Raw genomic sequence first — 23892 nt, 5'->3', positions numbered from 1 at the left:
CCGGCCCCGTCGCCGTTTCGCCCCGGCGCTCATGCCTGGTCGGGCCCGATCAGGTCCGGCGCCGTCCAGCCGTCCAGGTCGTACTCCGCCATGCACTCCTCGGCGAAACCCCGGTAGTCGTCGACCAGGCCGGACGCCGTCTGCGCCATCAGGATCTCGATACGCACGTTCTCGTGGCTGCCCGAGTAGTTGCGCTCGTACAGCTCGTGGCGGCCCGCGAACTCCGTGCCCACCGAGTCCCAGATCAGCTTCATCAGCTTGACCCGCTCCACCGAGTCGTATCCGTTCGACCCGCGCATGTACCGGTCCAGATGCGGCCGCAGTTCGGGGTTCTTGAAGTCCTTGGCGTGTGAATTCAAGTAGATGAGTCCGCTGCTGAGGTCCTGGAGAATGATCTCGCGGACCCGCGGATATCCGATCGTCATGAACCAGCGGTACGCCATTCCGTAATCCAGGTTCGGCAGCAGTCCGCCGTCGTGCCAGCCGTTCGGATTGCGCGCCATCGCGTCACTGAGACCCCAGAACATGTTCCGCCAGGCGAGCACTTCGCCCACCCGGGTCTGAATGCCCCGGAAGTCCTTCGTCCCGGTCACGTCCAGACCCTTGAGCAGCAGACCGGCCAGGAAGTCGAGTTTCACCGCGAGCCGGGTCACCCCGTGGAAGGTCAGCCGGTGCGTGAACCCGGACGTGTTCAGGAAGGTGCCTGCCTTGGCGGTGTCGCCGTAGATGAAGACGTTCTCCCAGGGGATCTTCACCTTGTCGAGGATGAAGACGGTGTCGTTCTCGTCGAGGCGGCTCGACAGCGGGTAGTCGAACGGGCTGCCCATCCGGTTCGCGGCCAGCTCGTAGGACTGACGGCAGATCAGCTTCACCCCAGGCGCGTCCATCGGCAGCGTCGCGACGAGCGCGAACTCCTTCTTCTTCACCGGCAGTCCGTAGTGCGCCACGAAGTTGAAGTGGGTCAGCGCCGACCCTGTCGCCACCACTTTCGCGCCGCTGACCACCAGGCCGTCGTCGCACTCCTTCTCGACGTGCACGAACACGTCGCCGACGTCGTCCGGCGCCCGGTCGCGGTCCACCGGAGGGTTGATCACCGCGTGGTTCCAGAACAGCACCCGCTCCTGCGCCTGGGCGTACCAGCGGCGGGCGTTGTCCGCGAACTCCCCGTAGTACTCCGGGTTCGCGCCCAGCGTGACGAGGAAGCTCGCCTTGTAGTCCGGGCTGCGGCCCATCCAGCCATACGTCATCCGGGCCCACTTGGCGATCGCGTCCCGGTCGCCGACCATGTCCTCCACACTGCGCGGCACCCGGAAGAACTTGTGCGTGTAGCCGTCGCTGCCGGTGTCCGTCGGCGTGGTCAGCGTGTCGTGGTGCTCCGGGTCGTGCAGCGCGTCGTACAGCCGCGCGGTCATCCGGGCCGTGTTGCGGAACGCCGGATGCTTGGTGACGTCGTCGACCCGCTCCCCGTACGCCCATATCTCCCGGCCGTCACGGATGCTCTCCAGGTACTCGTCACCGGTCATCGGGCGCGTCTTGCGGCGCGGTCCGGTGTCCCCGGTGGTGTCGTGTCCGGAGGCGCCCGCCGTGTCCGTGCTGTGCGTCGTGTCCGTCATGTGCGTCAGTCCCCTGTCCTGTCCGCCCTGCTGGGCTCGTCGTGTAGCGGGAGGTGCGCCACCGGGTCCATGCCGTCCAGGCACAGCGACCAGGCGACGAGCGAGTCGTCCGGCACCAGTTCCGGGAAGGCGCCGCCGTGGAACAACAGCGGCCGCCCCGGTCGGCTTTCGAACTCCTCGACGCTCCCGATGTGCAGCGTGTGGTCGCCGCCGTCGTGGATCTGCCAGGGCCGGCAGACCAGATGGGCCACCGTGCCCGCCAGCCGCGGGTGCGGCCCCTGCTCGTCCACCCACGGCACCGGCTCCGCCATGGGCCGTCCGGCGAAGTGCATCGCCAGGTCGCGCTGCGAGGCGTCGAGGATGTTGACGACGTAGTCGCCGTCCTCCCGCAGCAGCGCGCCCGCCCGGCTGCGCCGGTCCAGCGCCACCAGGGCCAGCGGCGGGTCAAGCGACACCGAGGTGAAGGCGTTGACCGTCGTGCCGTGTACGAGGTCGCCGCGGCGGCAGGTGATCACCGTCACCCCGGTCGCGAACTGGCCCATGCAACTGCGCAGGGCACGTGGGTCGATGGGGCGGGGCGCGGTGTCCACGCCCCCTCGCTCAGGCATGCTCATGGGTCCCCCTGGACTCCCGGGGGCCGGTGCTGTGTACACCGGGTACACCGGCCCCGTAGCTGTCGTGGACGCCCGGCCGGTGCGCCGCGGCCGGTGCCAGGGCGCCGGTCAGCAGGTCGGCCAGGATGCCGGGGCCGTCCTGGGTCAGGAACGACTCCGCGTGAAACTGGATCGTGGACAGGGCAGGACCGCGCAGCGCGATCACCTCGTCGCCGACGCGCTGCACCTGGACCGGGCCGCCGCCGAACTGCGGGCGCAGCCAGTCCTCGTCGGCCCGCGCGACGTAGCTGTTGTAGAAACCGGCCATGCGCGGCTTGCCCCACAGCGGGACCCGCAGCCGCCTGCCCTGCGCCGGGTCGGGCAGCCTGGTGACCCGCAGCCCCAGCAGGGTGCACACCGCCTGGTGCCCCAGGCAGACCGCCGCCAGCGGCAGACCGGCCGCGAGTCGTTCGGCGGCCGTGGCCCGCAGGGCGCGCACCCGGGGGTTCGCCTCGTCCCGCGGGTCGCCTGGACCCGGACCGAGCAGGACCACGCCCGGCGCTGCGGCGACGCCCGCACGCGCTGCCCGGGCCCAGGGCACCAGCCGCACCGCGCAGCCCAGCGCCCGCAGTTGGTGGGCGAGCATCGAGGTGAAGCCGTCCTCGGCGTCGACGATGGTGACCCCGGTGCCCGCGACGGACCGGGCGGCGGGTGCGTCAGCGGCCCCCCGCAGCCAGAAGGCCGCAAGACCGTCGTTGCGGGCGGCCAGCGCGCCGCGCACCGGACCGGCCTCGGCAAGACCGGCGGCGGACGCCGGGACGGGGACCTTCGCCGACCGCCGCCCCGACAGGGCGTCCAGCAGGCCCGACAGCTTGGCGGTGGTCTCCGCCGTCTCGTGCGCCGGCACCGACTCCCGCACGACACTGGCGCCCGCCGTCAGCCGCACGGTGCCGTCCGCCCCGAGGTCCGCCGTGCGCAGCGTCAGCGCCGCGTCCAACTGCCGCTGCCCGCCCGCGCGGCCCAGCAGGGCGATGACCCCGCTGTAGTAGCCCCGGCCGTGCGGCTCGTACCGTTCGATCACCCGGCAGGCGTTCTCCACCGGGCTGCCCGTCACGGTCGGCGCGGGCATCGTGGTGCGCAGGATCTCGGTGAGCGGGCGGTCCGATTGGCCGGAGAGGTAGTACTCGGTGTGCGCGAGGCGGGACATCCACTTCAGGGACGGTCCGCTGACCCGTACGCCGTCGCCGCACAGGGCCGCCATCATCTTGAGTTCCTCGTCGACGACCATGTAGAGCTCGTCGGTCTCCTTGGGGTCGCGCAGGAAGCGCAGCAGCCCCGGCAGGTCGGCGCCGGTCCGCGGATACCGGTAGGTCCCGCTGATCGGGTTCATCTCCACCCGGTCGCCCCGCACCCGCACCTGCTGCTCCGGGGTGGAGCCGATGAAGTACCGGTCGCCGGTGAAGATCAGGAACGTCCAGTACGCGCCGGTCTCCGCCGTCATCAGCCCGCGCAGCACCGCGAGGGCGGCGGTGCGGTCGAAGCCGCGGATCCTGCCGTGCAGACTGCGGGCCAGTACGAAGTTGGAGCCCTCGCCGCGGTGGATCTCGTGGTGGACGATGCCGTCCACCGCGGCCGCGTAGCCGTCGTCGTCGATGTCGAAGCGGGTCTCCTCCACCTGCGGTGCCCGGTCCGGCAGGCAGGCCAGCAGCCGGTCGAGCGGGACGCGCCGGTGCTCGCGCACCTCCATGGCCAGCAGCGGCTCGCCGTCGTCGGGGTGCGCGAAGCCGCGCTCCCTGATCTGCCGGTAGGGGGCCAGGACCAGGGTCTGAGTGCCGTCCTGGCCGCCGTCCAGGTCCAGTTCGAGGGTGTCCAGGTCGCCCGCGCGCCGTACCGGGCCGCTGAGGATCTCCACCGGTGCCGCCCGGTCGGCGCCGGGGCGGTGCAGCACCGCGAAGGGCCGGCCCGGCGGTGGCAGCAGCACCTCGTGGGCCTGCGCCGGAGCGGTGGTGAGGGTCGTGGTCATGCCACGGCCCCCACGGGAAGCCGCCAGTGCGCGGCGGCGGCGACGGCCTGGACGAGGCTCAGCCGGGGGTCGCACAGACTGCGGTAGCCCGGCCCGCGGGCCGGGCTGCGGCCCGCGCCCTCGCACTCGGAGATGTCGTCGGGGGAGGCCTCCAGATGGAGGCCCGCGCACCGCCCCGAGTTCTCGGCCAGGACGTCCACGCACTGCCGGATCTCGGACATGATCGCGTCGAGGCGGCGCGTCTTGAGCCCGTCGGGCGTCTTCACGGTGTTGCCGTGCATCGGGTCGCACATCCACAGCACCGGATGCCCGGCCTGCCGGACGGCCCGTACCAGCGGGGCCAGTTCGGCGACCCGACTCGCTCCGAACCGGGCGATCAGGGTCAGCCGGCCCGGGGTGCGGTGCGGGTCGAGCACCGCGCACAGGTCAAGCACCTCGTCGGCCGTGGCCTCGGGCCCGATCTTGCACGCCACCGGGTTGTCCAGCTCGGCCATCAGCCGCACGTGCGCGGAGTCGGTCTGCCGGGTGCGCTCGCCGATCCAGGGCCAGTGCGTCGACGCCAGATAGCTGCCGCTGTCCGCGTGCCGCCGTACCTGGGGGAGTTCGTAGTCGAGCAGGAGTGCCTCGTGGCTGGTCCACACCCGGTCATCGGATGCGGCGCCCTCGCCGCGGCCGAGCCCGTCGAGGGCGCTGACGGCGCAGCGGGCGGCCTCCAGGCCGGTGACGACGCGGGACGGGTCGGGGGTGCGGTCCTCCTCGCGGGCGTCCGGCGCGTTGACGACCGGGCCCCGGAACACCGGGAGCCGCCCGCCGGGCACGGCCTCCCAGTCGTCGGAGCGGGGCTTGGCGAACTGCCCGGCCATCCGCCCGACGCGTACCACGGGCAGCCCGGAGCCGGTGCGCATGACGTCCCCGAGGACGTCCAGCATCTCCACCTTGCGTGCGACGTCGCGCGGTTCGCACTCGGTGGTCAGCTCCACGCAGTCACCGGCCTGGATGAGGCAGAAGTCGCCCTCGGCGGCCCGCGCGAGGAGCGCGTGCAGCTCGCGGACGCTCGCGTACGACACCAGCGGGGACTCACGGGCCAGCCGGTCGTGGACCGGGGGCAGCAGAGAACGGTCGGGCCACCGGGGCTGCTGGCGGGCGGGGAGCCCGGCCACCATCGAGGCGATCAACGGGTCGTGTCCGGCACCCGGAACGGGGTATGGAGGCATGCTGTCAGCCTTCGTTCGGAGGCGGCGTGTGGGGGTGGCCGCCTGCGGATGTCTGGGTGGGGGGAGCCGCTGTGCGGCCCGGTCTACGCGCTCTGGCGCCCGGGGGGCCGGCGGTCCAGCTCACCGGCCGCTTCGAACCAGCGGATCATGCGGGTCAGGGAGCGGCGCTCGATGTCGGGCCAGTGCAGTCCGAGCCGGTCCAGAAGCCGGGTCGTCCGCTCGTTGGCGTAGGTGTTGTCGCCGAGTTCCAGCGCACCCTCCCGGAACAGCGGCACGGCCGCGGCGAGGGCGTTGCCCCCGGGGCGACGGGCCGATTCCTCCAGGCGGGTCAGCCACTCCTCGGCCGGAACCGTGTCGAGCGGGTGGCCGCAGTCGCGGACGGCGGCGTGCACCGGCGTGAAGTCGGAGCCGCGCGGGTGGAACAGGTGGTACGTGGCACCGTCGGTTGACGGTTCGCGGGACAGGGCGTGCACGGCCCTGCCGACGAAGTCCACCGGCAGCAGGTCGGTGGTCAGCTCCTCGGCGGGCGGGGCCGAACCGAGTTCGATGAAGCTCTTGATCTGCCGCCACAGGAAGTCGTCGGCCTGGCAGGCGCCGGTGACGCTGTCGCCGGAGATCCGGCCGATGCGGTAGACGGTCATCGGCATCCCGCGCTCCTGGGCCAGCCGGGCGATGCCCTCGGCCACCCACTTGCTCTGCGTGTAGCCGATGCCGAGCCCCTCGCACGTGTCGGGCACCGCCTCCTCGGTGATCGGCCCGCCCTCGCGGCCGGGGGCGAACACGGCGACGGTCGACATGTGGTGCACATGCTTGAGCCGTCCCGCGGCGGCGAACTCAAGGACGGAGCGAAGGCCGTCGACGTTGGTCGGCTTCACCGAGGCGTACGGCAGCACGAAGTTGATGTGCGCCGCCGCGTGGTGGACCGCCTCGACCGAATCGGCCAGGTCGGCGTGGTCCGCGTCGGACAGTCCCATCCGGTCCCGGGCGAGGTCGCCGGGGACGGCGCGCACCCGGTCCCAGGCGATACCGCCGGAGATGCCGTAGCGGTCGGCCGTGGTGTGCAGCCGGGCCAGGGCGGCGGCCGCGTCGTCGGCGCGCACCAGGCAGGTGACGGTGTGCCCGGGGACGGCCGCCAGTTCGCGCAGCAGCCAGCTGCCGAGGAAGCCGGTCGCCCCGGTGAGCAGGAACCGGGTCGCGGTGTTCGGCGCGACCGGTTCACGGTTGCCGGGCCGGACGGCGTCCGGCAGGGTCACATCGGCGCGCAGGTCGGCCGCGGGCTCCGTGAACGCCTGGGTGCCGCCCGCTCGGCGCTCGTCGATCCGCGCGGCCATTCCGGCGACCGTGGGGCTGTCGAACAGGGCGCGCAGCGGGATGTCGACCTCGAACAACGTCCGCAGCCGGTAGACGAGTTCGGTGGCGATGATGCTGTTGCCGCCCACTGCGAAGAAGTCGTCGTCGCGCCCGGGGGAGCCGCTGCCGAGAACGTCCGACCAGGCTTCGGCGATCGCGCGTTCGGTGCCGGCCCGCGGCGGCTGGGCCGTCCCCGAGGCTTCGTCCGCGCGCCGGTCGCGCACCTCCTGGGCCAGTCGCCCGGCCAGCCCGGCCCGGTCGATCTTCCCGCTCGGCGTGGTCGGCAGCCGGTCAAGCCGGACGAGGTGCGCGGGCACCAGGTACTCGGGCAGCCGCTCGGCCAGTGCGGCCCGCAGCCTTGTGCCGTCGTCGGCGCCGTCACCCGTGACGGCGGCCACCAGCCGCCGGTCGCCGGGCCCGAACTCCACCGCGACCACCGCAGAGTCGCGCACCCCGTCAAGGGCGTCGAGGCGGGCCTCCACCTCGCTGGGTTCCACGCGGTAGCCGCGGATCTTGATCTGGTCGTCGGCACGGCCCAGGTACTCCAGGTCGCCGCGCGAGTTCCACCGCACGAGGTCGCCCGTACGGTAGACCAGCTCGCCCTCGACGCCGTAGGGATCGGGCAGGAAGCGGCGCGCCGTCTCCTCGGGGCGGCCCCGGTATCCCGGCGACAGGTGGGGGCCGCCGATGTACAGCTCACCCGTGACGCCAGGCGGGAGGAGTTCGCGGTCCGGGCCGAGGACACGCAGCCGCATCCCGTCGACCGCCCGCCCGATCGGCGGAGCCTCGGGCCAGTCGGCGGGTTCGCCGGACAGCTCGTGCCAGGTGGCGAGGTGGGTCTCGGACGGGCCGTACATGTTGAGCAGCCGGGCCCGGGGGTGCCGGGTGAAGAACTCCCGGATCTGCGGGGAGACGACCAGCGCCTCGCCCACCGAGGTCACCTCGCGCAGCGCGTCGCAGCGCAGGTCCTCCGCGACGGCGAGGGCCGCGAACCTCTGGAGGGCGATGTACGGCAGGTACAGGCGGGTGACGTCGTGCTCGGCGACGAAGGCGGCCAGCCGGTGCAGGTCCTTCTGGAGTTCGTCCGGGATCAGGGCGAGCGTTCCGCCGACGCAGAGCGTCCCCAGGATCTCCATCACGGAGACGTCGAAGGAGAGCGTCATGTACTGGAGGGTGGTGCCCCTCGCCCCGCACGGGGAGACCCGGTCCTGTGCGGCGACCAGGTTGCCGACCGTGCGGTCCTTGATGACGACGCCCTTGGGGGCGCCGGTCGACCCGGAGGTGTGGATCACATAGATCTCGTCGTCGGGCGTGCGGGCGGGGCCGAGCGGCGCGGGGTCGGCCGCCGCGATCCTCTCCTCCTGTCGGTCGGTCTCCAGCAGCTTTGTCCCGGGCGGGAGTTGTGCACCGGTGGCGCTGTCGGTGAGGACGAGGAGCGCCTCGGTGTCGTCGAGGACGTACGCCACCCGCTGCGGCGGGTGGGACGGGTCCAGCGGGACGTAGGACGCCCCGGACTTCACGACCGCGAGCAGTCCCGCGACCATGTCGAGAGAGCGGGGCAGCGCGATGGCGACCCGGCGGCCCGCCGCCGCGCCCTCCTCGCGCAGGACCCGGGCGAGCCGTCCGGCCCGTTCGTCGAGTTCCCGGTACGTCCACCGGCGGCCGCCGTCGGTGACGGCCACGGCGTCCGGGGCGGCCGCGGCCCGCCGCTCGAAGAGCTCGGTCACCGGCACCGGGGGCGCGGACCGGTCCACGCGGTCGTCGTGGGCCAGCACCTCCCGCTCCTCGTCGGCGGCGAGCAGCCCGAGTTCGCGGACCGGGGTGTCCGGCGAGGCCTCGGCGAACCGGGACAGCAGCCGGCCCAGTCGCTCGCCCATGCTCCGCGCAGTCGCCTCGTCGAAGAGGTGCGCGTCGTACTCCAGGCCGCAGTGCAGCCCGTCCGCCTCCCGGGCGAACACCACCGACAGGTCGTACTTGGCGCCGTGCGCCATGTCCCGCCGGATGCTCAACGGCGCTCCGTCGTAGGCGACCTGGGCGGAGCCGGGGTCGGTGAGGACGAGCATCGTCTGGACGACGGGCGTATGACCGCCGCCGCGGTCGGGCCGCAGCCGCTCGACGACCTTGTCGAAGGGGGCCCACTTCAGCCGCAGCGCGTCGGCCACCTCCTCGCGCGCCCGCCCCAGCACCTCGCGCACGGTCATCGAGCCCGCCACGTCCTGGCGCAGCACGACCATGTTGACGAAGTAGCCGACGAGGTCCTTGGTCTGCGGGTCGTCCCGCAGGGAGACGGGCGAGCCGACAAGGACCCGTTCCTGACGGGTCAGCTTGGTGAGGAACGTGCCGTACACCGCGAGCAGCGTCATGAACAGCGTGACGCCCTCGCGTTCCGCGAGCCGCTCCAGCTTCTCGGTCACTGCGGCCGGAACGTGCAACGGGACGGTGCCGCCCCGGTGTTCCTGCGTGGCGGGCCGGGGCCGGTCCGCGGGCAGGGCGAGCACGGGCAGCTCCCCGGCGAGCCGGTCGGCCCACTCGTCGAGCAGGCGCGTGGTCCGTTCGGGCGTGAGGTGCGTGCGGTGCCAGTGCGCGAAGTCGGCGTACTGCGGGCGTCCCGGCACGCTCTCCACCGGCAGGCCCCGTCCGATGCGGTCGTAGGCGTCGACGAGTTCGCGCAGGAAGACACCGGCCGAGGCGGCGTCGGAGGCGATGTGGTGGATGTTGCAGAGGATCGCGCTCTCCCCGCCAGGACCGAGCGCGCAGGTCACGGAGAGCACCGGTCCGTGCTCCAGGTCGAGGCGGGCGTTCGCCACCCGCTGGGCGAGCGCGTCGAGCTCCTTGTCGTCGCCGTAGTGCTCGATGCCGTAGTGGAAGGCCGTGTCGTCGTCGGAGACGACCTGGAGGAGCCGGGCGTCACGTAACGCGTAGGTGGTGCGCAGGATTTCCTGGCGCCGCAGCACCCCGGCGACGGCCCGGCGCAGCCGGTCCCCGTCGAGCCGGAACGGCAGCCGCGCCAGGAACGGCCCGTTGTACGCCTGCGGGGTCGGCAGGTACTGGTCGATGAGCCAGATGCCGCTCTGGCCGAACGAGGCCTCCGCCGTGCCGCCGTTGCGCGGCGCGGACCCGGCCGTCACCTCCTGCCCGTCCTGCCCGGCGGAGCCGGACCGGCTCCGAGTGAGCCGATCGGCCACCGCCGCCGCGCTCTGCCCGCCCATTCCACCCTCGGACGGCGGGTCGACGCCGAACACGGACCGCAGCACCGCGCCCAGTTCGTCCAGCAGCGCGGGATCGTCGCAGTGGTCCAAGAAGGGCTCGTCCGGTCCCAGGCCGGGAGACCGGAGTGTTCTCCGTGCCAGGTTCAGAATTGCCGTGATCAAGGGGTTGTTCACGGGTTTGCCACCCTCCTCGGACGTCGGGCGACCGGCCCGACGTGCCGGTCGCTGTCCGGCGCTCCGTCAGCCCTGCGACGACGAAGAGGCGGTGGCTGCCTGGTCGCGGGACTCGTCGATGAAGCGCGCGAGCTGCTCGACCGTGCCGTGCCGGAAGACCGACTCGGTGGTGACCTCGATTCCGAATATCTTCTGGAGGCGGGAGGCCAGCTGCACGAAGTGCAGGGAATTCCCGCCGTGTCCCAGGAATGAGTCGGTGGTCGAGAAGTCGTCCATTCCGGAGATATCGATCCAGGCCTGGAGGACGACACTTTCGAGGGGGTTCTGCATAGTCTTCTTGCCTTTCTCTGAATTCTCGTTCTGGGTCTTCTGGATTTTATTTTTCTTCTGGGATTCCACGGTGAGCGCGGTGCGGTCGATCTTCCCGTTCACGTTCGTCGGCATTTTCTCCAGGTGCCGGAACGTGGAGGGGACCATGTGGGAGGGCAGGTCCGCCGAGAGCCCCCGGACCAGGTCCCCCGGGGCGGCCGGGCGGCCGTCGGGGGTGGTGTAGAAGGCGACGAGGTGCTTCTCGCGGGTGTCGTCGTCCTCGAACGCCTTCACGGCGGCGTCCGCGATCCCGTCCAGGGCGCGCACCGCCAGCGTCACGGCGCTGGTCTCCACCCGGAACCCGCGGATCTTCACCATGCTGTCGGAGCGCCCGACCAGCACGATGTCGCCGTTCTTGTTCCGCCGTGCGAGGTCTCCGGTGCGGTAGAGCAGCCCGTCACCGTTCGGGTCCTGGGTGAACTTCTCGGCGGTCAGCTCCGGCTGGTCGGCGTACCCGAGCGCCACACCGGTGCCGCCCACGCAGAGTTCGCCCACCTCGTCGGTGGCGCAGGGGTGCATCAGCGGGTCGTAGACGTCCAGCGCGACCGCCGGCAGTGGCCGTCCGATCGGGACGACGCCCGCGCCGTCGACGTCTTTGGGCGAGGTCAGCGGGTGCAGGGCGGTGATGGAGGAGTTCTCGGTGCAGCCGTAGCCGTTGTAGAGGACCGCGTCGGTGTGCGCCAGGGCCCGTCGCAGGTGGTCGGGGGAGGGGAAGTCGCCGCTGAGCAGGACGATCCGCACCGAACGCAGGCATTCGGGTTCCTGGTCGACCAGGGCGTTGAACAGGCCGCAGGGGAGGCTGAGCACGGTCGCGCCGCGTTTCTCGACGGCCTCGCGCAAGTCCGGCAGCGAGGGCAGTCCGGGGGGCATGGGCAGCAGGGTGGCGCCGTGCAGGAACGCCAGCCAGATCTCGATGGTCGATGCGGCGAACGAGAACGCGGCCGACTGGGTCAGTCCGTCCTCGGGGGTGATGTCGAGGGGACCGCTGTGCGGTCCGAGCCGCGCCAGTCCGCGGTGCGCGATCCGTACGCCCTTGGGCCGGCCCGTGGAGCCCGAGGTGTACATGAGGAACGCGGTGTCCTCCGGGCCGGTGCCGGGGTCCGGGTCGCCGTCGGGGAGGCCCTCGCTGCCCCTGACCAGGTCGTCCCGGGCGAGCGCACCGTCGCGGACGTCGGGGGGCAGAGCGGTGGGGTCGTCGCAGATCACCGGCGACGGGCGGGCCTCGCGGAGGATGCGGGCGAGGTACTCCGTGGGATACGCGGGGTCGAGGGGGACCACGCAGCCCCCGGCCTTGAGGACCGCCAGGAGGACCGCGTAGAGGTCGGGGGACCGGCGCATGTGCACTCCGACGCGGTCGCCTCTGGTGACACCTCGGTCCTGGAGGTGGAGAGCCATCCGGTTGGCCCGCCGGTTGAGGCGGTCGTACGTGACCCGTTCCGTGCCGTCCGCGAGGGCGACGGACCCGCCGTGTGTGCGGACGATCCGTTCGAAGAGGGTCGTCAGGACGAGAGGGGGTGCCGAAGTCGGTGGATTTCCCGTGCGTAATCCCTTGCGTAATCCCGTACGTAATAAGGACGGGACATCTACGTTCTTTTCCATGATCGCTGATCTCCTCGGGGTGGGGGTCCGGAGGGAGGGCACCCGCAGGTCCACGGATGCGCGCCGCGCATTGCGTGGAGAACCTGATTCGGGCTTGTGCATTGCCAGCGGAGCAGGATAAAAATATAATTTCTTCGCGGAAATCGATGCTAACCACGATTTTGTGTCGATGTCAAACACTCGTGCTTTTCCGCAGGTTGAGCGGGCTTTTCCGTGCGTTACGCGTGTACGTCGGCCGACGGAATTGGGCATGAAGCACAGCCCCGTCCCCGTATCGTCTGATCTGACCGTCCGGTGCGGGGCGACCGGTACGTGTCCGCGACCGGCCCTCGCACTCCGGTACCCCCGGTTGGCCCGATCACGCCCCCAGATGGTGTCCTCAGGGAAAACATTTCCCGGCCACCGCGACGGCCCAGGCCCGCGACCCCTTGATATCTTGGGGTTCCCCCCCACCGGTGACCCCCGTACCGGAAGCGCTCATGACTCCACGAGACGGCTTGATCCCCACTCATCATCCGCAGCCGACCGTTCTGCAGGCGGCCCTGACCCACCTTCAGTGCCTCTTCGTCGCGCGCCGGTCCCGCGTCAACCCCGAGGGCGTCAACTGGCACCAGTACGACACGCTCGAACTTCTGCGGGCGCACGGTTCCATGCGGCCCTCCGAACTGAGCGACATGCTGGAGGTCTCCCGGCAGACCACGTCGAAGGCCCTGCGCGTGCTGAAGGACCTGAACCTGGTGAAGCAGGTGGCGGCTGGAGAGGACCGGCGCGAACTGAGCACCTCCCTCACCCCCGAGGGCCACCTGTTCCTCGCCCGGATCGCCCGCGGCCACCACGACATCGGACAGATCGCCGCCTCGGTTCTCACCGAGGGCGAGAGTGCCCTGTTCGCGGAACTCTGCGAGAAGGTGTCCGCGGCCATGGAGTCCGAACAGGGACGGTGACGGCCCCGGTGCCTCAACGGGACTTCTCTCGTTGCACCGGGCATGCATGACGCACCCCCCGCCACCCCCCACGCCCCGGTTCTCGTCCTCGGCGCCCGCGGCACCACCGGCCGCCGGGTCGCCGCCCGGCTGCGCGAGGCCCACCACCCGGTCCGGGCCGCCTCCCGAGACTCCGACGTCCCCTTCGACTGGCACGACGACACCACCTGGGAACCGGCGCTCGCCGGCGCCGAACGCGTCTACCTGATGCTCCCTCACGAACTACCGCTGGCACCGGACTTCGTCCAGCGCGCGCTCGCGACCGGCGTACGGCGTTTGGTCCTGCTGTCCAGCCGCGCCATCGAGGAGATGGGCGACGAGCGGCTGATGGCCGCCGAGCGCCTCGTCCGTGACTCCGGGGCGGACTGGACAGTCGTACGGGCCGACTGGTTCAACCAGAACTTCGACGAAGGCATCTTCCGGGAGGCCGTCCTCGACGGCTCGCTGGCGCTGCCGCTTGGCGAGTGCCGTCAGACGTTCGTCGACGCGGACGACATCGCCGCGGTGGCCGTCGCCGCCCTCACCGAGGACGGCCACACCAGCCGCACGTACGAGGTGACCGGCCCCGAGGCCCTCTCCTTCGCGGATGCGCTGGCGACGATCGGCCGCGCCGCCGATCTCTCCGTCGCGTTCCACGGAGACCAGGACACCTACCGCGCCACCGGCCGCGCCGAGGGCCGCCCTACCCAGGACGTCGAACGCGATATCAGCGTCTTCGCCGCCCTCGCCGCTCTCGGGGACGCGCACCCCACGGACACCGTCCACCGCCTCACCGGCCACCCCTCGAAGCGCTTCGCCACCTACGCGAAGGAGGCAGCGGCGATGGGCGCGTGGTCGGGCAAGGAATGAGAGTCGGGCAGGAAGGAGCCGCCCACCCCGCCACGCAGGCCCGGACTCGGTCAGGTGGAGTACGCCGGTGTCGTAGGTGGGTGACTGGTCCGGAAGAGCTGGTCAGGAGCGGGAAATCGGTCAGAGGCAGGTGAGAGGCAGTGGGAGGTACGACATAAACCCGGCCCTGCTCTGCGTGGGCCGAGTGGAAGGCGCCTGACGGGCAAAAGCCCGAGTCAGGCGCCTTTTTTCGTGCCCTTAGAAGAAGCCGAGCTTCTTCGGCGAGTACGACACCAGCAGGTTCTTCGTCTGCTGGTGGTACAGGCAGTAAACCCATCTGACCAGCAAGGATGTTAGTCGGACAGGTGCAATGTGGGGAGTTGGCCCGATGGTCCGGATCTTGGTGGGGCCGACGGCACGCACAGCCTCCTATGACGAGCCGACGGGTGCTGGGGGGCCTGCGTACCAGGATCGTCCGAACGTCGTGACCCTTCGGACCTTCTCGAAGGCCTACGGCCTGGCCGGGTTGCGAGTGGGCTACGCGGTCGCTCACGAACCGGTCGCCGACGCCCTGCGCAAGGCTGCCGTACCCTTCGGAGTCTCCACAACAGCGCAAAGCGCTGCCATCGCGTCCCTCGATCGACGGACCGAGCTGATGGAACGAGTTGAGGAACTGGTCTCCGAACGGGCGCGCGTACACGAGGCGCTCCTGGACCAGGGCTGGTCCCTGCCCGACAGCCAGGCCAACTTCGTCTGGCTTCGTCTCGGTCAGCAGACAGCCGCTTTCGCTGAACACTGCCGTAACGCCGGGGTGACCGTGCGCCCCTACGGCCAGGATGGCGTGCGGGTCACCATCGGAGAACGGCAGGCCAACGACGCCGTAGTGAAGGCGGCGGGTCGCTTCCGTCGGCATATCGCCGACCTTTGATCAGCACGGGAGTCGACGGGAAGTGATCGGCAGGTGCTAATAATCGAGGTGTTCGGCACCGGGTGAGTCGCGGCCGACCTGCAGGGTCCGGCTCCCGGCTTGAACTTGCGTAGCAGGCCGTGTGAGTCGCCGAAGTCAGTCTCGCCGAAGCCTCAACCTTCAACACCCTGCTGCTCAGGCTACCTCGATGGCCCTTACTTTGTGGTGGGAGCACGAGGCAAAAGGATGCGCTGGGAGCCGCTTCCTGTGCTCCCAGCGAGTAACGGTCTGGATGCGGCTGTCAACTGATGGTCGAGGGCATACCCCGAGGGGCCGTGCGCGCGCTTACCCCCTTGAGGGTCTCGGCATCACGGCCGGCCCCACAGCGCGGCGGGGACTGGCGGCGGTGCCGGAACGGACGTGACCCCGCACCGGCACCGCGGTCCCGAGTCGGCGTCGCGCTCTCCGTGGGGAAAGAGGGGGCTTCTTCCGCGAGCGTCCAGCCGTTCTTCCGCTTCAACGAAGCGATCAGTCCCCGCATGTAAGCCAGCGCAGACTGACGCGGCTCCTGCCGGTTGAACCGGTGCACGAACCGCTCATGCACCACACCCAGTTCTCCGGCCCACAACCTGACATCAGCAAGGTCCCCACCCATAACCACATCAACGACGGAGCTGCCCAGCAGTCACGGCAAGCACCGTTGCAGTACTAGTCCGAGCGATTCTCTGGAGCTCGTCCAGTCGATCTCATCGTCCCGGAGCCGGATCGTGTCTGGTGGGTGGCCGTCTTGGACCCGGACGTAGGCCGAAAGCACACGTGACGTCGGCAAGAGGGCGATTCATTCCGAAGGGTGGAATGTTCGTCCTCGCTGTGTGGCAACGTCCGATCATGAAGATGATCAAGGCTGCGTCAGCAGCCATCGCAGCAGCAGCCCTCCTCGCCCCAGCTTCTCCTGCCTCGGCAGGCCCCTACTGGAACAAGACCGTTAAGTGCAAGGAGACCGATCCCGACGGACTGGTGATTCCCACCCGGCGTGGCAACGGAGACCTCGGTTGGAATCACTTCTCGGGAAAGCACAACATCAGGAAGTGCGCGGTCGTCAATGCTGCCCTGAGGGGCAATGTGGACAAGAAGAACGGCCCACGTCGTGAGTACTGGGGCTACGCCATCGCCAACGGAGGGCGACAAGTCAAGATCGTGGTCGTCGTCCAGTACGCCCGCAGAAGCGCCGATGGCGAATACGATGCGGGACGTGGGCAGAAGATCGGCGTCGTCACTGCCTACTGCAAGGGTGTGAGGAAGTGTCCGGACTGGGTGAACGTATGAGTGGAGTCGACGAGGACGTAGTGGAGCAGCAGGCGTCCATCACGAGCCTGCTGTTCCATTACGTCCAAGCGCCTCTGGGCGAAGGTCTGTTCCTTCGCGGCATCCTGCCGGCATCAGACGCCGTGAGGCTCGTGGTCGGCGCTGCTGGCGCAGCAGAGGTCGGCGAGTTGACCGCGTTCGAGATTCCGCTGGTGGACGACGATGATGAGCCGGTAACGGCTTCCATGGCACTGGGGTGGGTCCGCACTCTGGCGAGCGAGGGCCGCGCGAAGCCGGACGCCTCAGTCATGGGCATGGAACTGGTGCGCGTTCACCCTGCGTGTACGGAGATCGCTGACGCGACCGGAGACGACCGTGCCATGCGGGTCCTGAGGACCCTGGCATGGCCGTTCGTCGAGGAGCCCCCCACCCCAGCACTCTGCGGCTTCTTGTTCACGGGCACGGACCGGATGAGGCTGTACCTGGCGGTTCAGGAAGCAGGCGGCATGGTCGGGGCTGACGTGCGACTGGCGGGTGCCGTGACGGCCTTGTTGGCTGCGTTGCCCTCGCTCGTGGGTGACGAGGAGACGTGGACGGTGGATGAGGCGGATCCGCACTGTGTGCGGACCGTCGATCTCACACACTGGTGACCGCCCACGCCAGGGCCGTGGTCGCCTCGCGCGGGGATGGTCCCGATCGACGTGCGCGACGGGTTGGTGAACTCGCCTGTTCCCTGCACGCGCGGGTATGGCCCCACCGGCGGGCTGGACGTGCCGATCGGTCAGGTCTGCTCCCCGCACCCGCGGGGGATGGACCCGTCGCGTATTTCGACAGCGCCGCAGTGTCATCTGCTCCCCGCGCGTGCGGGGATGGACCCCGGCTTTGCTCAGCTCGACCGTGCCCTCGGCGCTGCTCCCCGCGCGTTCGGGATGGACCCCGGAACTGCTTCTTAAAGGCGCTAACAGAGCCGTTGGACGTGGCGGTGAGTGATCAGGCAGACCGCGAGATTGAGGAAGGCCTCGTGGATGTCGTCGCGTCGTTCCCAGCGGATGCGCAGGCGGCGAAAGCCGTGCAGCCAGGCGATGGTGCGCTCGACGACGTACCGGATATTGCCCAGGCCGGTGCCGTGTGGTTCGCCTCGTTTCGCGATCACCGGGCGAATCCCGCGCTGCCAGAGCAGGCGCCGGTACATGTCGTGGTCGTAGCCGCGGTCGGCGGGGCTGGCGCATGGGAGAACCTCCCGGAAGTACGTATGCGGCACCGGCTGGCCGCAAGGTCGGACAAGCCTCGGCGTACCTCAGCCAACGCCATGAGCAAGCCACGGTGTGTTCAACGTCCTCGGGTCTGGTGCCAGGTTTGGGTGAAGGTCCGGTCACGTATCACGCACTCGTCTGCCGCGCTCCGCAGTACGGCCGCGCCGCGGACACCGCAGGCCCTCAGCGCCTCCTTGGCCCGCTTCCCGATTCCGGAGATCACGTCGGACGAGAGACCGGACGCCTTGACGGCCTTCCAGGCGCCGGCCGTCTTGCTTCCCGCCTTGAGTGCTGTGTCGAGGGAGCGGATGGCCTGGACGGCGTCTTCGATCTTCTTGCCGGGGATGAAGTTGGCGGCTGCCCAACCGCATCCGCTGGCACTGCCGTGGTAGCAGTCGACGAAGTCCTGGACGAGGATGTCCCAGGCGAGCCTGGCGATCACCTTGACGATGTCCTGGGCGATCTCCAGCTTGGTGAAGTAGCGGGTGACGTCCTTCTTCAGGTTCTTGAAGGTCTGCGAGGCGAGATAGACCGTGTCGCGCTTAGGGCAGCTGGATTCGGTCGCGGCGACGTCGGGGTTGGCGCACAGGTAGAAATCGACGTCGGCGTCGAAGGTGAGGGTGAAGGTCACGGTGCAGCCGGAGAGGCCGATGTCGATGACGCAGTCGTTCTTCGCCTTCGGGTCGCCGGTGAGTCTGATGCCGTCGACGACGTAGAAAGTGCCGCCGATTCCCGTGCCCGCTCCGACGGATACCTGCTTGTTGGCTTCCTTGCGTTCGGTGCGGTCTGCGGCGTCCTGAGCGTCGTCGGCGTACTTCTTCGCGTCCTTGGCGTACTGCTCGGCCTCGGTTGCCGCCTCGTCGGCACGGTCGGCCGCGGCGCGTGCGTCCTTCGCGTCCTGTTCGGCCGCGTCCGCCGCGTCCCGGGCCGCCTGCGCGTCGAGGGCGGCTTCGTCGGCGGAGTCGCGGGCGTCCTTGGCATGCCCTTCGGCCCGGCCCGCCGCCTTGTCGGCCGCTTCGGCGTCCTCGGTGGCCTGCCTGCCGTACTCGATCGTTCGGGCCAGGGACTGCGCGGCCTTCGTGGCGGCCTTGGCGGCGTCCGCCGAGTAGCCGAGGTCTTCCTTGGCGTAGCCGCGCGCGGTGGCCGCGTATCCGGCGGCGTTGGCGGCGTGCTGGTAGGCCGCCTTCGTGTCGTCCTGTGCCTTGTCGGCGATGGCCTTGGCGGCCTTGGCTTCCTCATCGGCGTTCTTGGCGTGGGCGTCGGCGACGGCCTGTTGCTGTTCGGCGATCGTCTTCGAGCCCTGCCCCGTCAGCACCACCAAGGAAGCGTCCTCGACGCCATGATCCTGGTCGATCTTTTGCCGGCGGCCCCGGTTACCTGTCACTGGCCCGACTCCAGTGAGGTCCTCGCAGCAGGCGGGACGCCCGGTGGTCAAGTTCAGAGAAGCAGGCGTGTTCGTGGATGCAGGGGGTGCCGAACGCTCGGCCGCATGCGCTGGTGGAGACTTTGCGGCGTTCGAAGTGGCGGCGGACCTGCCATTCCTCGCCCATGGTGCCGCGGTATGCCTCGCTCGCGTGAAGAGGTCGACGCCTGGCCAGGAAGGCTAGGTGCGCCTGAATCGCCTCTTCGGCCCGCACGGGAACGCCCTCTCCGATCGTGCAACCTGGTCCGTCGCCGAGCTCGCCGGACGGAGGGGCGGGATTTGACGCCCTCTGAGCTGCGCGTATGAAGGCCGCAGTCGCCGCCGCGACGAGGCGGCGACTGCGGCAAGCGGCTACATCACGTGATCAGGCTGAGGCGCATCAGCGCCTCATGACCACTTCTCTGCGCGGACGAACGAGCCCTGCTTTCCGCCGACCCGCACGCGCAGCCAGGTGCCGGGCGTGACTTGTGCCTTGGCGGTCATGCCTCCGTTGGGGTTGCAGGTGCGCCAGCCGCTGCTTCCGGCGACCTTCCAGCGGCCGCCGACATACTTGTGGATCGCTACGTAGTTCTTCGCCCGGGTGTTGTAGCACCTCAGCACGGCGCGGTTGCCCTTGGTGGGTGCCTTGTAGCTGTTCGATGTCCACTTGCCGTTCGGCTTCACCCAGGTGTTGCCCCAGACCGTGTGCCAGCCGGGGCGCTGTGCGGCATCGGCCGAGGCGGCAGTGTTGTCCGCGACCGCCGCGCGTTGCGGAGCCTGCTGGGCGTCATGCGCCTGGGCAGTCGGGGCCGACAGGGAGACGCCAGCGCCGAGTGCGACTGTGGCCGTCGCCAGGGCAAGGCTTTTACGTGGATGCATGAGTTTGAGTCCTCCATTGAACCGTTGTCGTCGGGTGGAAGGGACCACTTCTTCGGTGGGTGGATCCGGTGTGCACTCCTGATCTGAACGGCCGACGCGTTGTCTAGCACCCCATGCGCCTATGGGCGACAAAGGCCGGCGTTGTCCTCCACCACATGCGCCTAGGGGGCGACAAAACCTCAGAGGAAGATCCTGGGTGCGTGGGATGGCCGGAGAAGGGCTGTTGGCATGCAGTGCGGCGTGTTGGGCTGAGCTCGCTGAGATCAGAGAGGAAGCTCCATGGGACGTCGCGAGAAGCCTGTCGACCCGAGTGCCGGACCGACGGAACGCTTCGCTCACGAACTGCGGGAATTGCGCCAGGAGGCGGGTAAGCCGACCTACCGCACCATGGCGGAGCGCGCGGAGTACTCGACGGCCGCGCTGGCGAGAGCGGCTTCCGGGGAGCGACTGCCGGCGCTTTCCGTGGTGGCGGCCTATGTACGGGCTTGCGGCGGGGACACGGGGGAGTGGGAAGAGCGCTGGCGAAATGCGCAGAGGGAGCTCGACGACCTGACTTCGCACGCGGACCACGACGAGTCGGAGCCGCCCTACCGGGGCCTGGCCCGGTTCGAACCGGGTGACCAAGACCTGTTCTTCGGCCGTGACGAACTGACAGCCGCCCTGCTCCGACTGGTTGTGCAGCACCCCCTGACGGTGGTCTTCGGCCCCTCCGGCAGCGGCAAGTCTTCCCTTCTGCGCGCCGGACTGATCCCTCGCCTCCGGGACGCTGGTGATGCTGCAGTCCCGCTGGCAGCGATCCGCATCCTGACCCCGGGCGAGCGTCCGGCCTCCTCGTACCGCCAAGTTCTGCGGCCCGAGGAAGCCGACGGCGACACCTTGATAGTGGTCGACCAGTTGGAGGAGGCATTCACCCTCTGCCAGGACGCGAAGGAGCGCGCGGAGTTCATCGACATGCTGCTTGCGGCCCGCGAGCCCGCCAGCAGGCTCCGCGTGGTGTTCGGAGTGCGGTCGGACTTCTACGGCCGCTTCCTGGAGTACGGGCCGCTGGCCGAAGCCGTGCGCGACGCCGGGCTGCCCGTCGGCCCTCTGGGACCGGACGAGCTGCGCCAGGCGATCGTCAAACCCGCCATGGCGCGGGGGCTGATCGTGGAGCGTGCGTTGACGGCCCGCCTGGTCGAGGAGGTGTCCGCGGAGCCGGGCGGCCTGCCGCTGCTCTCGCACGCCCTGCTGGAGACCTGGCGTCGTCGTCGAGGACGCAGCCTGACCATGGAGGCGTACGAGGCGGCCGGCGGCATGAACGGTGCCGTCACCCAGACTGCCGAAGAGGTCTACTCCCGGATGCCGACGAGGCATGCGCGGGTCGCTCGCCGCACGCTGCTGCGGCTGGTAACTCCGGGCGAAGGCGCTCAGGACACCCGCCGTCCTGTCGACCTCGCCGAGCTCGGGCTGGGGCCGGCGGGGTCGGGTTTCGAGTACGACGTGAGCCGCGCGAAGCCGGAGCACGCCCCGTCGGACGCGGGATCGGACACCGGCGGCGAGGCTCCCGCCGTCCCAGGCGCCGATGAGCCGCGCGGGAACGTCCAAGGCGGGCACGCAGCCGCCGAGGACACCGTGGGCGAGGTTGTGGAGCACCTCGTCCGTGCACGGCTCGTGACCCTGGACGGCAATACCCTCAGCCTCGCGCACGAAGCGCTCATCGTCTCCTGGCCGCGGCTACGCCGATGGATCGACGAGGACCGCGGGCGCCTTGTAGTCCATCGCCGCCTGACCGAGGCCGCGCGGGCGTGGGAGGACACCGACCGGGACAGCGGCGCTCTGTACCGGGGCAGCCGGCTGGGGGTGTTGCGGGAATGGGCGGCGCGCGAGGGCTCCCGATCCGACCTCAATGCCCGCGAGCGGGACTTCCTCGATGCCAGCGTCGCGCTGGCAGAGTCCGAGCAGGCCGCTGTGGCCCGCCGTCACCGTCGTCTGCGGGTGCTCGCGACCGCGCTCATGGTGCTGCTGGCCCTGACCGTGACGGCCGGCACGGTCGCTCTGCAGCAGCGTCAGGACGCCGTACAGCAGCGGCAGCTCACACTCTCACGCCAACTGGCCTCTCAAGCTCTCGTCCTGGCCGGGTCCAGCCCTTCGGTGGCCAAGTTGCTGAGCGTCGAGGCGTTCCGTACGGCTCCCACGCCCGAGGCACGCGGCGCACTCCTGACGATGTCCACCTACCAGTACCACCAGACCGAGCTCACCGGTCACGACGACGCGGTCTCCGAGGTCGCCTTCGGCCCCGACGGCACGCTGGCCTCGGTCAGCCGGGACCGTACGGTCAGGCTGTGGGACACGCGGCGCCGTGCCCGTCCGGCGGCGCTCACCGGGCACCGCACGTGGCTGCGGGCCGTGGCGTTCAGCCCGGACGGCCGGACCTTGGCCACCGGCGGCGACGACCGGAGGGTGGTGCTGTGGAGCACTGCCGACCGTAGGGTGGTCGCGACTCTGCCGGGTAACTCGGCGCCGGTCCGCAGTCTCGCGTACGCACCGGACGGCCGAACCTTGGCGGTCGCCTCCGCGGACGGAACCGTCGTGTTGTGGAATGTCGCCGAACGCTCCCGCCAGCGCACCATGGATGGACATCGGGGATCTCTCAGATCGGTGGCTTACAGTCCCGATGGCAAGACTGTCGCCGCCGCCGAGGACGACAAGGTACTGCTCTGGGACACAACGACCGGCGAGCGGTCGGAGCTGACAGGCCACGCCGACGCTGTCACCAGCGTGGCTTTCAGCCCCGACGGCCGCATGCTCGCCACCGCCGGCGACGATCAGCGGGTGCTCCTGTGGAACAGCAAACAACGCACCCGCCGGGCCACTCTCACCGGTCACACCGGCTCGATTCGGGCTCTCGCCTTCAGTCCCGACGGGCGCCAACTGGCCAGCGCAGGGCTGGATCGGACCGTCACCCTGTGGGATCCGTCCCGCGGGACCCGCACGGCCACACTGACCGGCCACAGCACAAACGTCTACAGCCTGGCCTTTTCACCCGGGCCGCGGCCCCTGCTCGCTTCTTCGGGGGAGGACGGCACCATCACCCTGTGGGATCCGTCCCGCATCCCTCTCTCGGGTCACCGGGACCGGGTGAACCGGGTCGCCTTCAGCCCGGACCGTCGGATGCTGGCCACCGCCGCCGACGACGGCACGGCGGCGCTGTGGGATCTACGGCGCGGAGTACGTGCCGCGACGTTCAACGACCCGACCGGGACGGTGAATTCGGTGGCGTTCAGTCCCGACGGGAGGGCCGTGGCCACCTCCGCCGGGGGGACGGCCTCGCTGTCACGCGCCCCCGACGAACAAGCACTCACCTTGTGGCAGTCCCGCGCTCCCTTCCATCGCACGGGCGCGGTCACCGGGTTTGCCGAACGGGTCACCGACACCGCGTACGAGCCGGATGGCCGCACGGCGGTGACCGGCAGCTCCGACGACACCATCACCTTCTGGGACACCGAGCGCCGGACTCGCCTGGCCACCCGCTTCCACGGCCCGTCGCCATCCCGCCGTGCTCCAGGCAGGGCTGACGCCGGAGCGCCGAAGTGGGGGGTGAACGCGGTGGCGTTCAGCCCGGACGGCCGTACCGTGGCGTCGGCAGGGCACGACGGCACCACCGTGCTGTGGGACGCTGCGCGACACACCCGGCGGCTCACCCTGCGCGGGCACACCGGGTCGCTGCGGGCTGTCGCGTTCAGCCCCGACGGCCGGACCCTGGCGAGCGCCGGCATCGATCGCAGGGTCATTCTGTGGGGCACCGCCGACGGCCGCCGCATCCGCACGTTCACTGGTGACGCCAGTGCCATGAGCGTGGCGTTCAGTCCGGACGGCCGGACCCTGGCCATCGCCGACGCGGACACCTCAGTCGTTCTGTGGGACGTGGCGGACCACCGTCGGCTGGCGACGTTGACCAGACACACCCGACAGGTGCGGAGTGTTGCCTTCAGCCCGGACGGCCGGACCCTGGCCACCGGCAGCGTGGACAACACGGCGGTGCTGTGGAGCACCGACCCCGAGCGCACCATCCGGCAGCTCTGTGCCACCGTCGGCCGCAGCCTCACCCACAGCGAATGGGAGCGCTACGCACCGGATACCGCCTACTCCCGCGGCTGTTCCTGACCACTGATGCGGCCCGGGCCTGCGGCAGGCCACTGTGCCGCGGATCAC

13 protein-coding genes and 3 pseudogenes are annotated in these 23892 nt (G+C 70.2%); 6 read left to right on the top strand and 10 right to left on the bottom strand.

Annotated elements, in window-relative coordinates:
• Positions 1 to 29: 29 nt before the first annotated feature.
• From ACFUPX_RS10775 to ACFUPX_RS10750, 6 genes are all read right to left on the bottom strand, one after another.
• Positions 30 to 1523, bottom strand: coding sequence for a 4-hydroxyphenylacetate 3-hydroxylase family protein (locus ACFUPX_RS10775; protein WP_383319446.1), 1494 nt, complete (start codon positions 1521 to 1523; stop codon positions 30 to 32).
• A gap of 95 nt (positions 1524 to 1618) precedes the next feature.
• On the bottom strand, positions 1619 to 2227 hold the full coding sequence (locus ACFUPX_RS10770; protein ID WP_383319394.1) for a flavin reductase family protein: 609 nt from the start codon (positions 2225 to 2227) through the stop codon (positions 1619 to 1621).
• Positions 2214 to 4229, bottom strand: coding sequence for a chorismate-binding protein (locus ACFUPX_RS10765; RefSeq protein WP_383319390.1), 2016 nt, complete (start codon positions 4227 to 4229; stop codon positions 2214 to 2216). Before ACFUPX_RS10765 ends, ACFUPX_RS10770 begins: the two co-directional genes overlap by 14 nt.
• Entirely contained in the window at positions 4226 to 5443 is a 1218-nt protein-coding gene (locus ACFUPX_RS10760; RefSeq protein ID WP_383319387.1) for a 3-deoxy-7-phosphoheptulonate synthase, read from the bottom strand. The genes ACFUPX_RS10765 and ACFUPX_RS10760 overlap by 4 nt, the downstream gene beginning before the upstream one ends.
• A gap of 83 nt (positions 5444 to 5526) precedes the next feature.
• Positions 5527 to 10176, bottom strand: coding sequence for an amino acid adenylation domain-containing protein (locus tag ACFUPX_RS10755; RefSeq protein ID WP_383319384.1), 4650 nt, complete (start codon positions 10174 to 10176; stop codon positions 5527 to 5529).
• A 66-nt stretch (positions 10177 to 10242) separates the two neighbouring features.
• A complete protein-coding gene (locus ACFUPX_RS10750; RefSeq protein WP_383319381.1) occupies positions 10243 to 12144 on the bottom strand; it encodes an amino acid adenylation domain-containing protein in 1902 nt (633 codons plus the stop codon).
• A 479-nt stretch (positions 12145 to 12623) separates the two neighbouring features.
• On the opposite strand from ACFUPX_RS10750, the gene ACFUPX_RS10745 reads away from it, so the two are divergent.
• The 3 genes and pseudogenes from ACFUPX_RS10745 to ACFUPX_RS10735 all read left to right on the top strand — a co-directional run.
• Positions 12624 to 13088, top strand: coding sequence for a MarR family winged helix-turn-helix transcriptional regulator (locus tag ACFUPX_RS10745; protein ID WP_383319378.1), 465 nt, complete (start codon positions 12624 to 12626; stop codon positions 13086 to 13088).
• Between the two features lie 42 nt (positions 13089 to 13130).
• Positions 13131 to 13976: an SDR family oxidoreductase gene (locus ACFUPX_RS10740; protein WP_383319375.1), complete on the top strand. Its 846-nt coding sequence runs from the start codon at positions 13131 to 13133 to the stop codon at positions 13974 to 13976.
• Positions 13977 to 14415: 439 nt separating this feature from the next.
• Positions 14416 to 14883: pseudogene (locus tag ACFUPX_RS10735) on the top strand (aminotransferase class I/II-fold pyridoxal phosphate-dependent enzyme); the annotation flags it as partial.
• A 460-nt stretch (positions 14884 to 15343) separates the two neighbouring features.
• Here the strand turns inward: ACFUPX_RS10735 and ACFUPX_RS10730 are convergent.
• Positions 15344 to 15517, bottom strand: a pseudogene (locus ACFUPX_RS10730) (IS701 family transposase); the annotation flags it as partial.
• A gap of 233 nt (positions 15518 to 15750) precedes the next feature.
• Here ACFUPX_RS10730 and ACFUPX_RS10725 point away from each other — a divergent pair.
• Positions 15751 to 16188, top strand: coding sequence for a hypothetical protein (locus ACFUPX_RS10725; protein WP_383319372.1), 438 nt, complete (start codon positions 15751 to 15753; stop codon positions 16186 to 16188).
• Positions 16185 to 16817 (top strand): hypothetical protein, encoded by a 633-nt coding sequence (locus ACFUPX_RS10720; protein ID WP_383319369.1) that lies wholly within the window; start codon positions 16185 to 16187, stop codon positions 16815 to 16817. The genes ACFUPX_RS10725 and ACFUPX_RS10720 overlap by 4 nt, the downstream gene beginning before the upstream one ends.
• A 308-nt stretch (positions 16818 to 17125) precedes the next feature.
• Here ACFUPX_RS10720 and ACFUPX_RS10715 read toward each other — a convergent pair.
• The 3 genes and pseudogenes from ACFUPX_RS10715 to ACFUPX_RS10705 form a co-directional block, all read right to left on the bottom strand.
• Positions 17126 to 17383 (bottom strand): annotated as a pseudogene (locus tag ACFUPX_RS10715) (transposase); the annotation flags it as partial.
• 113 nt (positions 17384 to 17496) lie between these two features.
• On the bottom strand, positions 17497 to 18804 hold the full coding sequence (locus tag ACFUPX_RS10710; protein ID WP_383319366.1) for a hypothetical protein: 1308 nt from the start codon (positions 18802 to 18804) through the stop codon (positions 17497 to 17499).
• Between the two features lie 426 nt (positions 18805 to 19230).
• Entirely contained in the window at positions 19231 to 19701 is a 471-nt protein-coding gene (locus tag ACFUPX_RS10705; protein WP_383319363.1) for a hypothetical protein, read from the bottom strand.
• A 279-nt stretch (positions 19702 to 19980) separates the two neighbouring features.
• Here ACFUPX_RS10705 and ACFUPX_RS10700 point away from each other — a divergent pair, with 279 nt between their 5' ends.
• On the top strand, positions 19981 to 23844 hold the full coding sequence (locus tag ACFUPX_RS10700; protein ID WP_383319360.1) for a hypothetical protein: 3864 nt from the start codon (positions 19981 to 19983) through the stop codon (positions 23842 to 23844).
• The last annotated feature ends 48 nt before the right edge of the window (positions 23845 to 23892 follow it).

Origin of the sequence: Streptomyces sp. NPDC057302 (assembly GCF_042667685.1) — a bacterium.
Classification (GTDB): domain Bacteria; phylum Actinomycetota; class Actinomycetes; order Streptomycetales; family Streptomycetaceae; genus Streptomyces.
The sequence above is the reverse complement of the archived record's forward strand: the minus strand, read 5'-3'. Positions and strand labels throughout refer to the sequence as shown.

Excerpts from the sequence above, each read along its gene's own strand:
- ACFUPX_RS10775 (WP_383319446.1), bottom strand. The coding sequence starts at position 1,523 with ATGACCGGTGACGAGTACCTGGAGAGCATCCGTGACGGCCGGGAGATA.
- ACFUPX_RS10770 (WP_383319394.1), bottom strand. The coding sequence starts at position 2,227 with ATGAGCATGCCTGAGCGAGGGGGCGTGGACACCGCGCCCCGCCCCATC.
- ACFUPX_RS10765 (WP_383319390.1), bottom strand. The coding sequence starts at position 4,229 with ATGACCACGACCCTCACCACCGCTCCGGCGCAGGCCCACGAGGTGCTG.
- ACFUPX_RS10760 (WP_383319387.1), bottom strand. The coding sequence starts at position 5,443 with ATGCCTCCATACCCCGTTCCGGGTGCCGGACACGACCCGTTGATCGCC.
- ACFUPX_RS10750 (WP_383319381.1), bottom strand. The coding sequence starts at position 12,144 with ATGGAAAAGAACGTAGATGTCCCGTCCTTATTACGTACGGGATTACGC.
- ACFUPX_RS10745 (WP_383319378.1), top strand. The coding sequence starts at position 12,624 with ATGACTCCACGAGACGGCTTGATCCCCACTCATCATCCGCAGCCGACC.
- ACFUPX_RS10740 (WP_383319375.1), top strand. The coding sequence starts at position 13,131 with ATGCATGACGCACCCCCCGCCACCCCCCACGCCCCGGTTCTCGTCCTC.
- ACFUPX_RS10725 (WP_383319372.1), top strand. The coding sequence starts at position 15,751 with ATGAAGATGATCAAGGCTGCGTCAGCAGCCATCGCAGCAGCAGCCCTC.
- ACFUPX_RS10720 (WP_383319369.1), top strand. The coding sequence starts at position 16,185 with ATGAGTGGAGTCGACGAGGACGTAGTGGAGCAGCAGGCGTCCATCACG.
- ACFUPX_RS10705 (WP_383319363.1), bottom strand. The coding sequence starts at position 19,701 with ATGCATCCACGTAAAAGCCTTGCCCTGGCGACGGCCACAGTCGCACTC.
- ACFUPX_RS10700 (WP_383319360.1), top strand. The coding sequence starts at position 19,981 with ATGGGACGTCGCGAGAAGCCTGTCGACCCGAGTGCCGGACCGACGGAA.